Origin of the sequence: Sulfuricurvum sp. (genome assembly GCF_031427015.1) — a bacterium.
Classification (GTDB): Bacteria; Campylobacterota; Campylobacteria; order Campylobacterales; family Sulfurimonadaceae; genus Sulfuricurvum.
Genome location: NZ_JASJOW010000004.1, coordinates 56,493 through 70,655, shown reverse-complemented (window position 1 = coordinate 70,655; position 14,163 = coordinate 56,493). Strand labels below are relative to the sequence as shown.

Here is a 14,163-nt window from a genome sequence, read left to right as displayed (position 1 = left end):
ATTACCAAATAAACGGTTAATGAATCTCCGCTACCTTGACGTTTTAAGTTTATTTATTATTTTATTTTATCGTCAGTTTAAGCTCTGTTTTTTAATGCATAATTCAAAGGGACTGTAATTCGTACTGCTTTAGGAGGTTTTGGGAAATACTCTGCACTTTTTTGGATTAAAGCTATTGCATCCTCATCCAAAATATCATATCCGGAACTTCCAACAATTCTGACATCTTCAACTTCTCCATTTTGCTTGAGACGAAATGTTACTTTCACTCCCCCCTCTTGTTTTAAACGTACCGCCTGTGAGGGATATTTACGGTATTTTACTAAGATATTTCGAATCGTTGAGAGATGATCCTCCAAATATTGCTCTTCAATATTTATCGGTTCCGATAAAGGTGTCGGCAATGACGCCATAACTGTCGGTTGAGATGAGGTCGATGTGTTAATGGGTACTGTTTCCACCGTTTTAGGATTTAACGCACTCTCATTATTTACGGTTTGAACCAAGTCACGTTTTTCAATTAAGGGTTCAGTTTCAACATTTTCAATAATTTTTGATGCCGATTGTGTCGTTGTCTGTTTAGCAGCGCTACTCTTTTTTAAAGCAGAAGGTTGATTTACGGATTGGGGTTGATTTTCATTTACCGGTGAGCTCAATGAGAGTTCTAAAACTATATCCTCTTCCTTCTCTTTTGGAATATTTGAGAGGGCAATCGCTCCCGTAATAATTCCGGCATGCAATAGTATTGAAAGTCCAAATGAACGAGAGTTTTTCATGGTTCTCTCTTCGTCACAATCGAAATTTTTTCAATATTTTGAAGTTTGAGTTGATCAAGAATAAAGATAAAATCGTTGAAAAATGCTTTTTTATCCCCCAATACACTAACACTTGCATCATTTCCAAGCGTCGCAATTGCTTGAGTCAATTCACTTTTACTCATCTCTTTAGCATTCCAGAACATTGATCCATTTTCATTGATCGCGATTTCGATTTTCTGCGGCGGTGTCTCTTTGGCACTTGCAGCTTTTGGAAGATCAAGCTTGATCGCACCTGAAGCTACAAATGTTGAAATCGTCAACACGATAGCCAATAGTACCAATACGACATCAATTAACGGGACAACGTTAATCCCCTCTACCCTTTTAAGCGCTCGCATCTTCCCACACTCCTATCAGTAGATCGACTTTACGCAAACATGCACTGTAAATCATCATCGACGGTATTGCAACTAACAATCCTAACGCTGTTGCTTTTAAAGCCAATGACAAACCGATCACAACGGCTGAGGGTTCCATTCCACCGCTTTGTCCAATCTCGTAAAAAACAACCATAATTCCGGCGACTGTTCCGAGTAATCCTACATAAGGTGCGTTTGAACCGATTACGGAAATAGCCGTAAGATTTTTAGTCAGTTCCGCCTCCGCCTGATTTTTAGTTTGATAGTGTTCTATCTTCACTTCGCGATAATAAAAAAACCGCTCAATGCCGTACGCAAACGCAATAACACTCATAATTCCTAAAATACCTAACGTCGCATAATCGACCACTAACTTTAACTCTTCCATTTTTCTCTCCTTTGTGTGTTTTGTTTATTAGGTATCGGCCCATGTTCGTAGAAGATTATGATAGATACTGGTCAGTTTTACCGTATCCTCATCATCCCCTAATCTCTCACGAAATGCCATGATCGACATATCCAAATCGAATAATAAACGACGCCGATCTGTCTCACGTACCATGCTTTCTAACCAAGTAAAGCATGAAATTCTCGCCCCCCGCGTTACCGGTTCGACTCGATGAACGCTTGATGAGGGATACAGAACTAAATCCCCCGCCGGAAGTTTGACAATTTGAGATCCAAACGTATCTTCAATAACCAGTTCTCCTCCGTCATACTCCTCAGGATCAGAAAAAAAGAGGGTAAAAGAGAAATCACTCCGTACCCGTTTACCACCGCCGCGCATAGTACGCACGGCATTATCTACATGATTGCCGAACGTATTAAATTCACCCGTATAGCAGTTGAATAAAGGGGGAAATATCTTTTTAGGCAATGCCGCCGTAAAAAACAATGCGTTATTACTAAGAGCATCCAAAATTATTTTTTGCAATGCTATAGCCGCCTCAGATTCTTCCGGAAGCTGGAGATTGTTTTTCGCTTTTGCCGCCTGTGTGCCACTGGTAACATTTCCATCAACCCAAGTGGAAGAGGTAAGTATCTCTCGACACTGTACGACCTGATCTTGAGTTAACACGTTGGGTATATGGAGTAACATAGTTGTTTCCTTTGCCTAAGTTTTGATATTAAAGCACCCCTATGCTCTAATATAAAAACTCCCATAAAGGGAGTGAAAATTTAAAAGAATTTATAATCCAATGTAACCTGAGCCGTACGTCCGGTTCCAGGGACTACAAATCCTCCGTTAATATACGCTGACTCATAATAGGTCGTATCTAAAAGGTTTTTAACATTCAACTGCACTGCATAGTTCTTTTGAACATAGGCAATCATTGCGTCATAACGGATATAAGACGGTGCGGTATTCGGATTGAATACATTCGATGCACTCTCGTTAGCATAACTGTAAACAGCACGATCACCCTTACCTTCCAAGCCGCCGCCGACTTTCCAACCATTGCCAAGTTTATAAGTTGTCCATAAATTAAACGTGTAATCTGTAGCATTTGGTGGTTTTTGACCGATATACATATCATCTTTACCCGGAGCAACATCATCGACTTCCGGATCCATCAAAGCCAATCCGGCAAATACATCCCAGTTCTCCGTAATACGACCCGCAACTTCAACCTCAATTCCGTCAGTATGACGCTCTTTTGAGAGAATTGGAGCAGATGATGCGCTCGCCACATCCGTGTTGCGTTCCCACTCTTTTATCGTACGATATATTGCGGTTCGTAATGAGAGATCACCTTCAAACAGCTCAAATTTTGCACCGAGTTCATACGTCTCACTTCGCTCCGGGTCATAGGCATTTGAAAAAGAGTAAAGATCTCCCGTCGTATTAAAAGAATTGTTCCAAGCAAGATAATAGTGCTGTTGTTTATTCGGCTGATACGATAATCCGGCGCGATAGCTCATCTCATTAAAATGAAGTACACCGTTTTGAACCATATCCGCTCCAGTGTAATAGTCCATGTTTAACCAGTCTTTACGAAAGCCTCCCATGACTTTCCAGTTAGGAGCGACTTCAATAATATCTTGCGCATACACTGCCCAAGTATGCCCTTTGTATCCGCCACTAATATTTCTTTGTTTATTCCCATAAACTGATTTATACGCATCAGGTAGAGTTGAACTCGCCCATTCCGCAGTGGTAGGCATTGAAGCCGCCCATCGTGTTCCGGTTGTCGCATACTGATACCAAATACCATTACTTGCCAATGCACGTTGTCCATTCGTAGGAGCCCCAGGAAGTCCATTTGCAGGGCCATTGGCTAATGATATGTTTGGATAATACGCGGATAATCCGTCATGTCCCCATCGAACTTGTTCTTCACGTAAAAACTCTGATCCAACCAATACTTCATGCTCTAATCCGAGTGCTTCAAATTTAGCCGTAAAGTCATTTTGCCAAGTATCGGTTTTCTCTTTTGCACCGTTTCCTTTAGTCCCTCTCGTAATCGAATCATCCGCTCCACTGGTTGTATCGTATCCACCCGGTGCAGTAGCCCAGTTATCACGGAGATAATCGGCATGACGAACAACAGACCGGAGTTGTATTTCTTTCGAAAATTTATGGGTATAACTGGCTGTTGTGATATTGACACGGTTATCTTCGTAATCATCGGTAAATCCATAGTATACTTCATTCCCTACATCTGCAGGTCTTTTGGTAGCACTGTCAAACGGGACACCGTAATCGGGTGTAATATGGGTTTTAAGATAATAGTGAGATAGACTGAATTCGTTATCGGTATTCAACCCGAATGTAATAGTTGGTGCTATACCTACGGTTTCATTATAAACATCATTACGCGTACTTCCTGAATCCATTCCCATTGCATTTAAACGAATTGCCGTAGTATCGTTGATCATCATATTAATATCTGCAGATGCACGTTTATAATCTTCAGTACCCGCCGTTATTGAGAGATTGGCAAAATCTTCTGCTTCCGCATCCTTGCTTACCTGATTAATAACACCACCCGCTTGACCACGACCAAACAACATTGCAGCTCCGCCGCGCAGAACATCAACTTGCTCTAAATTAAAAGTATCACGATTATACTGAGCTACGTCACGAATACCGTCAAGATATAAATCACCAAAAGTATAGAAACCTCTTAAGTTCATATTGTCGCCGATGCGCCCACCCTCTGCAGCGTTAAAAGTGAGTCCGGATACATTACTCAATGCCTCTTTGAGGGTGAACTCCGATTTATCGTGTAATAACTCTTTCGTTACTACCGTAATCGCCTGAGGTACATCATGAGCCAACTGACCTGTCTTAGCTGTTTTTGAAATTCCCGGTTGATAACGGGGAAGTTCGATTTCGACCATATCTTGGATATCGATAACTTTGATCGTAGCATTAGAATCAGAAGATGAAGCCAGCAGCGAGCTGGCACTCATACTAAGGAGCATCGCTCCGATAGGAAGCATTTGTGAATTTAAAAAACGATTGTGATACGCCATAGGCACTCCTTAAGTTTTGGAAGTGGCTGGCTACAGGCTTGAATGAAGAATTAAAAGCGTTGGCTGGCTAAATATAATATTGAAAAAGTTAATGATAATAACTTTCACTTGCAGAACTTTAACTAATATCGCTTTTTTTGTCAATATCGATAAGCATTATTAAGTAAATAAATTGTAAACATTAAGATTAGATTAATAAGTGGAAGGAATTCCCTTCCGAAAAGGAGAAATTTTACCAGCGACCCTCAAGGGTAACGAGAAAATGAAATTTGGAGTTCTCTTGATCAACTTGTGTTTCGTTAAGAACCCCTGAAACATAGCGTTTTGAGGTAGTAGTAATGGTAGAAGAGGTGATATTTTTAAGATTTAGCCCCACTTTGTAGGTATCATCCAGTCGTTTGGTTGCATACAGATCCAACGTTCCGTATCCTTCTTGAGATTCAGCAACCCCGCTTGCATCGATGGGGTCATCATATCCCCCTACATAACGGTATGCGGCGCCGTAGGTGAGGCGATAGGTTTGGAGCCTGTGATCGATTCCAATATTGTAAAGATAATCGCTTGTCCCTTTGATCGTCCGCTTTATCCCATCGGTAACGAGTGAGGAGTGTTGAAATGTAGCATTACCGAATATTCCCAAACCGCTCACGTAGGTGTCGAGCGATTTTTTGAGTTCAAATTCTAAGCTTGCAAGTTTCCCTTTACCCGAATTTTCAGGACGTTCTACATATCGGGTACCGTTCCATGTTGTCAGCTTCTCTATTTTATCATCGATTGCGCGGTAAAACCCTCCGACACTCATAATCCCTTTGTCCTCAAAAAAGTGCTCATAGCGCAGTTCATAGCTCAGCGCTTCCTCCTCTTTGAGGTTGGGGTTACCGGTAACATCGGGATGATTAAGGTCATTTTGAACTAGTGAACTGTCAACCGTCGAGGAAAGCTCTGCTAAACGGGGGAGCTTGACCGTTTTGGAGATACTTGCGCGGAGGTTATCCTCCGGTGATAGGCGATAGAGGGCATGGATTGACGGAGCCCAATAATCAATCGTCTTATCTGTTTCAAACTGGCGCTGCGTTACTTCATATCGAATACCCGGAGTAATGAGCATGGCATCACTCACCGTAATCTCATCTTGGATATAGAATGCCCCTTTGTTTTCGCGCAAAGAGCTCTCTTCCATAGAAGTGAGTGTTCCATTGGTCAGCTTCGTCACATCATCATGCTGCGTTAAGCGTTTGATATCTGCTCCGGCTTTGATAAAGTGATCTCCCTGTACACGCGAATAACTCCCGTCCACACCGAAAACACGAAAAGAATTTTCATCTTTCTGATCTGATTTTGTAGCGCCTTGAAGAGTGGTTTGATCCCCCTCTTGGTCATTTTCATGCCATTTCAACTTCCACTCAACCAATTCCGTTCCGGAGAGATGATGTTCCCCTTTTAGTTTCATAAAGAGTGTTAACCCATCTCCCTCATCATGAGTTTGGATAGTACGATCAGCAACGGATGAGCCGTTGCTGTAGCGATTTTCAACAGAATCTTTATTGCTATCATTCACCCCTAATGAGCCGTCAAATGTGTATTTTGATTTGGTCGTCGGGGCATACAGTATTTTAGTATTTAGGTTGATCCCTCGGTATCGTCCTCGGTTTTCATTCATCTCCGTACTGTATCCCCCCAAAGAAGTTATACGGGTTTCCCCATCATCCGCTTGTGAATTATCGGAGAGCGTTGCATTAATCAAATAGAAAATCTCTCTGGATTTCCCCTCATTTTGAACATATAAGGAACCCATCGGTTCTTCATTATAAGCTCCTCCCGTGAGTTTGGCGATTGTTTTCCCGTCTGATTTGGGTTTTTTAAGGACGATGTTTACAATTCCTCCCATCGCTTCAGCACTGTATTCAGCAGAACCGTTACTCATCACTTCAACCCGTTCTATCATATCCGGGGATATCTGTTCTAACGGGTTCCCTCCGCGTCGGGATGTAGTTGATACCTCTTCGCCGTCAATCAAGACTTTGGTATACCCTTTCCCCAGGGCACCTTTTTTCCCTTTTCCTTCACTGATGGTTACCCCGGGGGTACGTTTGAGCATCTCAAGGGCATTCATATCACCGTATTGGGTGAGTTCTTCGCCTTGTATGATCCGTTTGGCAATCGAGTTATCTTTACGTTCTTCGATTACACTATAGTGATCTTCCACTTCGATTTTATCAAGCTGAAGTATTTCCTGCGCACAGGCGAGAGAGAGGGTACAGGTAAAAAAGATGAGGGGACGTCGTAGCACATATTTCCTTGAAGAGACGGTGCGGAATGCACCGATTTTATTTAGTGAGAATGAGCTTATTGCCTTTGGTGATTCTCAAGGTATAGGTTTCATTACCATGAACGATGCGAATCGCATTTTCATTTTTAAAAAGCTCTTTAGACTCTATAACGACGCCATTATACTCAGATGATGATGACGAAACAATTACTTTATCTTCTAACACGCGCGTCCGCTCCGTATGAGACGATGTATTGAACTATCTGCTAAGCATTTTGGTGCTTGTTTGGATTTCATAAGATATTCCTTTATGATAATTATTCGCAATTATTGCGTTTTTAGACTTATTTGTCAATAGTGATAACTGTTATTATTAATAGGCGCTCTAATCACTACAAATTATTTAAATGAAGGGAGAATTTCCCCAAGCCACTGTGTTACACGCGCATCGGTTAGTTTGCTTTGATTATCTTCATCCAAAGCAAGACCTACAAAAACACCGTCTCTAAGTGCCGTGGATTCATCAAAATCATATCCCGTATTCTCCCATGCACCGATAACCGACGCACCGTTTTTAATCACGATGTCATACACGCTTCCCATCGCATCGAGATAATTATCCGAATACTCTTCCTGATCCCCAAGACCGAAAAGGGCAACCGTTTTGCCACTGAGATCAATTTGAGCGAATTTTTTCTCATAACTGTCCCAGTCATCTTGGAGGTCGCCCTCACCCCATGTTGAAACACCAAAAATGATATTGTCGTAATCAGAATAAAAATCGACCCCGCATTCTTGAACATTGTAGAGATCAACTTCGTGATCAGCCAAAAAATTTTGGATTTGTCGAGCTATTTTTTCGGTATTTCCGGTAGAGCTTCCGTAAACAAGAGCGATTTTAGACATGTTTTTCCTTTGTGCAAAATGTAAATGAATAGGGGATGATTTTGAGTGCATTTTCGTCACGATTTTGAACGACGATATGCTGAGTGAAATCATCCATTTTTGGATATACAAGATAATACGCATCGATAGGATCACGGTTTAACTCCTCGAATGCCGTATTAATGTGTCCCTTACGAAGGTTGAGAGAATCTGAGTTCATCCTCTTCCATCTTGGGTGCAGACGTGTCACCTGACCCCCTGAAGAGATATGAATAAAACTCTCATTTCTCGTAACAATCGTCCCTTCTTGAGGCTTAATCCTTTTAAAAACCGTCTGGGTAAAAAGTTCATCCAGATCGAGCATCATTTCAATTTTACCCCCGTGCATCATCAACGAAGCCAAAGCCGCAGCAGGATGATCAAATCCGGAGGTTGAACACACAATCCCTTTATAACCGGACGAAGAAAGATAATACCCTAAGGGAGTATCGATACGTTGAAGAAATCGGTTGATCACTCCGCTCTCATGAATGAGAATCGTTACAACAGGTTGAGTAGTCTCCGGCCGCAAACGGTGCATCGGTAAAAATGACATTACCTTATCGCGTAGCAGGGTATAGACATCTTGCTTTACCTTTTTACAACGACTTAAATTGAAATGTGCCTCTTTCGGCAACATCGTATTTAGCATCGATAGAAACATTTTTCTACGATTGCTTAGAGAATGAATATGGTAGCTGTGAGGTAAAACCTCTTTTATCCGATGATTCGAGAGTGTAAATCCGATCTTTCGCATGGCTTCGCTCCTTTTTATTGATAACTAATATCATTTTAACCGAAATAGACTCTAATTGTCAATAGTGATAAGCATTATTATAATTAAAGGAGATAGAAAGGTTACAATTGAGAATGAAATTGCCGAATAACCTTGATGATATAGTACAGAGGCGAAGAGATTAATGAAAGCTATAAAACTGTGGTTCGGGAAAGAATCCCGAAAATCGAAGTTATGCGACTTTTTGAGACATTTTTCCGATCTCTTTATCGACGAGATACAATCCGCGACCATCCAGTCCGACAATATCCATCATATCAAGAATCGAACGGAACAAATGTTCCTCTTCATGCTGCTCAGCAACATACCATTGAAGAAAGTTGAACGTTGAATAATCTTTTTCCGCCAAACACGCTTCAACAAGAGCGTTAATTTTTGCCGTGATGAATTTTTCATGTTCAAATGTTTTTTCAAACACATCTTTGATTGATCCAAACTCATACGGTGGCTCGTCTAATGCGCCGATACGTGCCATAGCACCCGTTTCGTTAACATACGTAAAAAGTTTACGCATATGAGCATGTTCATCGTCACTGTGCGCTTCGAGAAATTTTGCCGATCCGCTTAGTTTTTGATGGCCGCACCATGAACTCATAGCAAGATAGAGGTTGGCAGAGTAATCTTCGAGAGCGATTTGTTCATTGAGTAATTTGAGGATGTTAGGTTTTAACATAGTCAGCTCCTATTGGATATTTTGCTGGCTAATTGCAGTTGCGTTGGCTTGCGTAGAAAAAGTATAGCACAAAACGCTTTACTTGCAACCTCCGTTACACGATACGCTGTTACATTTATTTTGACGAATACCCTCAACCATTTGCGTGATTTGACACTCACTGCATCCGCTCATCCCCTTGACGCAAATAAACGGAATATCGCATTTTTTGGCTTGACGTTTAAAATGATCCATAGAATTATGTTTCAAAAAGTCCGTCATCATGATAATCATATCGGTATTTTGGGGAAGTTGTTTGTGAGAAGTTGAGTTACGGCGACTATCCCAATGGTGAGTTTTGGTCGCACCGAGTGTGGCTAAAAGCGATTGAAGACGTGTGATTTTATCTCCGCCGATAACAAGTACTGACATCAGAAAATCCTTTATTGATAATTTATATCAGAATACTATCCCTCTTACCCTTAAAGTTTTATGATATTGATAAATGATATCAAATATATCTTTTCTATATTATTCTCCTTTTTGTGCTACCATTTACGAATACTATGCAAATCAAGGAGTAACGATGCGTCAATACGAAACTTACCGCTGTAACACCTGCGGAAACGAAGTCGAAGTCCAAAACGTCGGAGGAGGAACCCTCGTCTGCTGTGGAAAAGAGATGGAGATGACTACTGAATCGCTTACTGCCGTCAATCTAATGAAAGCGTTCGGCGGGGAAAGTATGGCACGCAACAAATATGAGTTATTTGCCGATATCGCCCGTGATGAGGGGTGGCATGCGGTAGAGCGCCATTTTCGCGAAGCGGCATTTAATGAGATGTACCACGCCCGCGCGCAGTACAAAGCGTACCATAAACTCATTCACGGCTGTGAAGTGGATGCAACCGCTGCAAATCTCGATACTGCGATGGGTGGAGAGAACTATGAACATACCGTCATGTATCCCGGATTTTCAGAAATTGCTAAAGCTGAGGGGCATAATGATCTAGCACGATTATTTACCGCTATCGGCAAAGTCGAAGTAGAACACGAACGTGAATACGCCGCACTCAAAGAGGCATTGATCGCCGATGGATTCTTTGCCAGCGAAGAAGATGAAATTTGGGTCTGCGAAGTGTGCGGACATATTCACCGAGGGAAAAAACCGCCGGTTGCGTGCCCTCTGTGTAAAGTAGGACGAGAATATTTTAAACGTGAGTGTTTGAATTAACTTCCCCCTTCGGGGATAAGGAGCGAAGTATGAAAGAGCTCTGCAAACTCAAAAAAAATGAATTAGATATCCATTTCAAAAAAATACTCAAGATTGTGAGTAAACCGAAATTTATCTGTGAGAAATGCGCGCGGGTCGCCAAAGATAAAAAATATCTCTGTAACCCACTCCCTCTAAAAAAGTAAATTTACTTTTTAAACATTTCGTATCGATATTGACTCATTGGGGTATCCTCACGGTTCCCCCACTCTTTCATTGATGCATCGTAGAGACGGACATTTTTATACCCCAAAACGCCGCTGAGGACGAAATAGTTAAACGACGTCTCTAACCCTCCCGTACAATAGACCAGAACCTCTTTATTCTTATCCAAGCCGTACCCCTCTTTAAAAACACTCTCTAACATCGCTTTGGGTTTTAACATATACTCTTTGTCCACCGAATAGTTCCATGAGTAACTCATCCCCCCTTTAATATGACCGTTGCGTTTTACCGTCGGAGTCGGAGTAACCCCTAAATACATATCAGACGGGCGAGCATCAATCATCGGGAGTTTACCGAGATGATTTTTCACGTAGGTGATGTCAGCAATTTTAGCAGAGTCGATTTTGGCTTTAAACGTAGTCGGTTTGATCGAAGATTCTGCTTGTGTCAATTCCAGCTTAGTGTTTTTCCATGTTTTTAATCCACCGTCTAAGAGTGCAACATTCTTAATGCCGTGATAGTTCAATGCCCAGTAGATATAGCTGGTTTTCAATACGTCTTTAGGATCGTTAATCGGTGCATAAAGGACGACCTCGCTTGTCTCATCAATCCCTAAACGACTTATCTCCTTTTCGATCTCCGCTACCGGACGGATAGAGAGGAAAGTACCGTTGTCATATCGCCATTTTCCAATCGTCGTATGTGCCGCATTAGGGATATGCTCCAAGCTATAAAGATCACCTTCTGAGACTTCGATGATTCGGAGATTACTCTCATTTTTGTGTTCATTGAGCCACTGTGAGGTAACAATTGGATCAATTGCCAACAGGGTTGCGGCGGCACCGATTAAGGTTACTAGAATTTTCATAATTTTCCTTTTAAAATAATTTTGTCAATCATAAAGCCTTTCGACTTAAAGGATAATTTTTTTCCTTTGTTAACTTTTTTTCGCCGTTTATATTTCATTGACACCATTTACTCTATTGTTACCAAAAATGGAATACTATGATGGTATGAAAAAACGATACGTAGTGACACTCCCATTTATTCTTATTATCAACCTTTTAGGCAACGATTCCCTCCTCTCTGAAGAGAAACGTGAGCTATTACGTCAACAGCAATCTATTTATGAGTCTGAACATGAAAAACTCCGATACAACTGGATAGCCCCTATCAATCTCAATAGCACCTACAGTTACGATAAAAGTGCGCAAGGCGACTACCATAGTGACACACAATCTGTCTCAGCTTCCCTTTCCCAAGATATTTTCCGATCCGGCGGTATAACCTATCAAATCGCGTATGCCGATGCAAAAAAAGAGAGCGAGACGTTAGCACTTCAAAAACAAATTGCTACGTATAATCAAGACCTTTTTATCGCGTTATTGAATTTTAAAAAGAATCTCATTTTACGAGAACAAAGCCAAAAACGTCTCAATAATAAAGAGATCGAAGTCTTTATCAAACGGCAGCTTTATGACGCCGGAAAAGTTGATATTACGGAATTAAATAATGCTTTAATGGAAAAAAGCGGTGAACTAAAAACCATCGCCTCTCTCAAATACTCTCTCGCCGAACAACGGTTTGAAATTGCAAAAATCAGCAATATGACTCCGGAAGATTTTACCCTTCCCCGTTTTGACCTCATCGAAAAAGAGCAATTTTTAGCACATCAGCTCGATTTGCGATACGTCCGTTCCCAGACAAACGTTCTCAAAAATCTCGCCGATGTAACCTCTAGCCAATATCTTCCCACCCTCTCTCTCAATGCGGATATCGGTTACCGCAAATACGATCCCAAAGAACTGAGCGGAAGTTATAACGGGAACTATTACACGACGGGGATTCAGCTCACATTGCCTTTAGCCTATAACGCATCGGCTACCATCCAAGAAGCACAAGCAACATACCTAAAAGAGAGTGCCAATGCCGCCGACAAACATAGAGAATTGGAGGCAACCTATACCCAAATCATTGAAAAAATCGAAAGTTATCGAGAATACAATACCATCACGTCTCAAAACCTCACCCTTTATGATGATCTCCTGCAAGCCATCCAAGCGGGGGTCAATGTCGGAACGAAGACGGGTTATGATCTCCAAACGCTCCAAAACACAAAAGCAATCGAAGAGTTAGAGATCAAAATCAATGAGATCAATATCCAAATCCTCCTTGCACAACTCCATTTTGCCCTTAACCCCTCGAAGGAACTTTTATGAACCCCTCTACCGATTCTATAGAACAAACACTCGGGCTTAATACTCCGAAACCGTCTTCTCTTAGAAAATACATCCTAATCGCTCTCCCCATTACCCTTTTGATTGCAGGCGGTTGGTTCTGGATGAAAAGTACTCAGAGCGAAAAAATCGAATACCTAACAACCTCCGCGAAAATAAAAGAACTGACCACCACCGTATCGGCAACAGGGAATCTGGAACCGACCAATACTATTGAGGTGGGGATCGAAGTCTCCGGAACTATCACGGACGTACTCGTCGATTACAATGATCATGTTAAGACGGGTCAGCTTATGGCGCGGTTGGATACGACGAAACTCACCTCTAAAGTGACCAGTTCAAAAGCCGCTTTACTTCGATATAAGGCCAATATTTCCGCCGCTAAAGCAACGCTTGCAAACGCTCAAAACGAATGGGAACGCTCTCATAAAATGTACACCTCAACCGGAGGAAACTACCCCTCCAAGAAAGAGGTAGATGAAGCCGATAATGCCCTACTCTCAGCCAAAGCAGGACTTGATGCCGCTTATGCTCAATCAGCACAGGCGAGTGCCGAGTTGGAAGCGGATGAAGATAATCTGCGTAAAGCCGTCGTTGTCTCACCGGTTGATGGAATCGTATTAGAGCGTAAAGTCGAACCGGGGCAAACCGTTGTCGCTTCTATGCAAACACCGGTTTTATTTACGATGGCTAAAAGTCTGGATACGATGAAAGTGATCGTTAGTGTTGATGAAGCGGATATCGGCGAAGTCAAAGAGAATCAGAAAGTAACGTTTAATGTCGATGCCTATCCAAACCGCCAGTTTCATGGAATCATTACCCAACTTCGTCTGAACTCTCAGATGGTCAACGGCGTTGTCACCTATGATGCCGTCGTCGAAGTACCAAATCCCGATCTCAATCTTCGACCGGGAATGACCGCAACGGCTCAGATTATTACGGGAGTTCTCTCCAACGTCCTGACTGTTCCTAATGCCGCTTTGCGCTTTATTCCGCCAACCGAAAAAGGTACGCCTGAAAAATCTCCCTCTTCTCTCAACACAAACGGAAAAGGGCTATGGGTACTTCGGGATAAAAAACCGGTTAGAATAGAAGTAGAGATAGGAAAAAGTGATGGAATATCAACCGTAATACACGCTCCGAAACTTAACACTACCGATGCCATCATCATCGGCATAGAAGAACATTAA

At 41.9% G+C, this 14,163-nt stretch carries 16 protein-coding genes; 4 read left to right on the top strand and 12 right to left on the bottom strand.

Going from position 1 to position 14,163, the window contains the following annotated elements; translation table 11 throughout:
* Positions 1–77: 77 nt before the first annotated feature.
* From RMO68_RS08900 to RMO68_RS08850, 11 genes are all read right to left on the bottom strand, one after another.
* Positions 78–776: a TonB family protein gene (locus RMO68_RS08900; protein ID WP_310440392.1), complete on the bottom strand. Its 699-nt coding sequence runs from the start codon at positions 774–776 to the stop codon at positions 78–80.
* The gene (locus RMO68_RS08895) at positions 773–1,156 is read right to left on the bottom strand and encodes a biopolymer transporter ExbD (protein ID WP_310440391.1); all 384 of its coding nucleotides are present in this window, start codon (positions 1,154–1,156) and stop codon (positions 773–775) included. Before RMO68_RS08895 ends, RMO68_RS08900 begins: the two co-directional genes overlap by 4 nt.
* Entirely contained in the window at positions 1,143–1,565 is a 423-nt protein-coding gene (gene exbB, locus RMO68_RS08890; protein ID WP_310440390.1) for a TonB-system energizer ExbB, read from the bottom strand. The genes RMO68_RS08895 and exbB overlap by 14 nt, the downstream gene beginning before the upstream one ends.
* A 27-nt stretch (positions 1,566–1,592) precedes the next feature.
* A complete protein-coding gene (locus tag RMO68_RS08885; protein ID WP_310440389.1) occupies positions 1,593–2,276 on the bottom strand; it encodes a Fe2+-dependent dioxygenase in 684 nt (227 codons plus the stop codon).
* Positions 2,277–2,356: 80 nt separating this feature from the next.
* Entirely contained in the window at positions 2,357–4,657 is a 2,301-nt protein-coding gene (locus tag RMO68_RS08880; protein WP_310440388.1) for a TonB-dependent siderophore receptor, read from the bottom strand.
* Between the two features lie 232 nt (positions 4,658–4,889).
* A complete protein-coding gene (locus tag RMO68_RS08875; RefSeq protein WP_310440387.1) occupies positions 4,890–6,947 on the bottom strand; it encodes a TonB-dependent receptor plug domain-containing protein in 2,058 nt (685 codons plus the stop codon).
* 37 nt (positions 6,948–6,984) lie between these two features.
* Positions 6,985–7,152: a hemin uptake protein HemP gene (gene hemP, locus RMO68_RS08870; RefSeq protein ID WP_310440386.1), complete on the bottom strand. Its 168-nt coding sequence runs from the start codon at positions 7,150–7,152 to the stop codon at positions 6,985–6,987.
* A gap of 173 nt (positions 7,153–7,325) precedes the next feature.
* Positions 7,326–7,832 carry a flavodoxin gene (locus RMO68_RS08865; protein ID WP_310440385.1) on the bottom strand — a complete coding sequence of 169 codons (507 nt, stop codon included), beginning with the start codon at positions 7,830–7,832 and terminating at the stop codon, positions 7,326–7,328.
* On the bottom strand, positions 7,825–8,607 hold the full coding sequence (locus RMO68_RS08860) for a hypothetical protein (protein ID WP_310440384.1): 783 nt from the start codon (positions 8,605–8,607) through the stop codon (positions 7,825–7,827). Before RMO68_RS08860 ends, RMO68_RS08865 begins: the two co-directional genes overlap by 8 nt.
* Positions 8,608–8,818: 211 nt before the next feature.
* Positions 8,819–9,319 carry a non-heme ferritin gene (gene ftnA / locus RMO68_RS08855; RefSeq protein ID WP_310440383.1) on the bottom strand — a complete coding sequence of 167 codons (501 nt, stop codon included), beginning with the start codon at positions 9,317–9,319 and terminating at the stop codon, positions 8,819–8,821.
* A gap of 78 nt (positions 9,320–9,397) precedes the next feature.
* Positions 9,398–9,730: a DUF2325 domain-containing protein gene (locus tag RMO68_RS08850; protein ID WP_310440382.1), complete on the bottom strand. Its 333-nt coding sequence runs from the start codon at positions 9,728–9,730 to the stop codon at positions 9,398–9,400.
* 154 nt (positions 9,731–9,884) lie between these two features.
* Between RMO68_RS08850 and RMO68_RS08845 the strand changes: the two genes are divergently transcribed.
* A complete protein-coding gene (locus RMO68_RS08845; RefSeq protein ID WP_310440381.1) occupies positions 9,885–10,532 on the top strand; it encodes a ferritin family protein in 648 nt (215 codons plus the stop codon).
* 29 nt (positions 10,533–10,561) lie between these two features.
* A complete protein-coding gene (locus tag RMO68_RS08840) occupies positions 10,562–10,717 on the top strand; it encodes a hypothetical protein (RefSeq protein WP_310440380.1) in 156 nt (51 codons plus the stop codon).
* A gap of 2 nt (positions 10,718–10,719) precedes the next feature.
* Here the strand turns inward: RMO68_RS08840 and RMO68_RS08835 are convergent, their stop codons facing one another.
* On the bottom strand, positions 10,720–11,604 hold the full coding sequence (locus RMO68_RS08835; RefSeq protein WP_310440379.1) for a sulfurtransferase: 885 nt from the start codon (positions 11,602–11,604) through the stop codon (positions 10,720–10,722).
* A gap of 145 nt (positions 11,605–11,749) precedes the next feature.
* Between RMO68_RS08835 and RMO68_RS08830 the strand changes: the two genes are divergently transcribed.
* Complete coding sequence (locus RMO68_RS08830; protein ID WP_310440378.1) at positions 11,750–12,955, top strand: TolC family protein; 1,206 nt, start codon at positions 11,750–11,752, stop codon at positions 12,953–12,955.
* A complete protein-coding gene (locus tag RMO68_RS08825) occupies positions 12,952–14,163 on the top strand; it encodes an efflux RND transporter periplasmic adaptor subunit (protein ID WP_310440377.1) in 1,212 nt (403 codons plus the stop codon). The genes RMO68_RS08830 and RMO68_RS08825 overlap by 4 nt, the downstream gene beginning before the upstream one ends.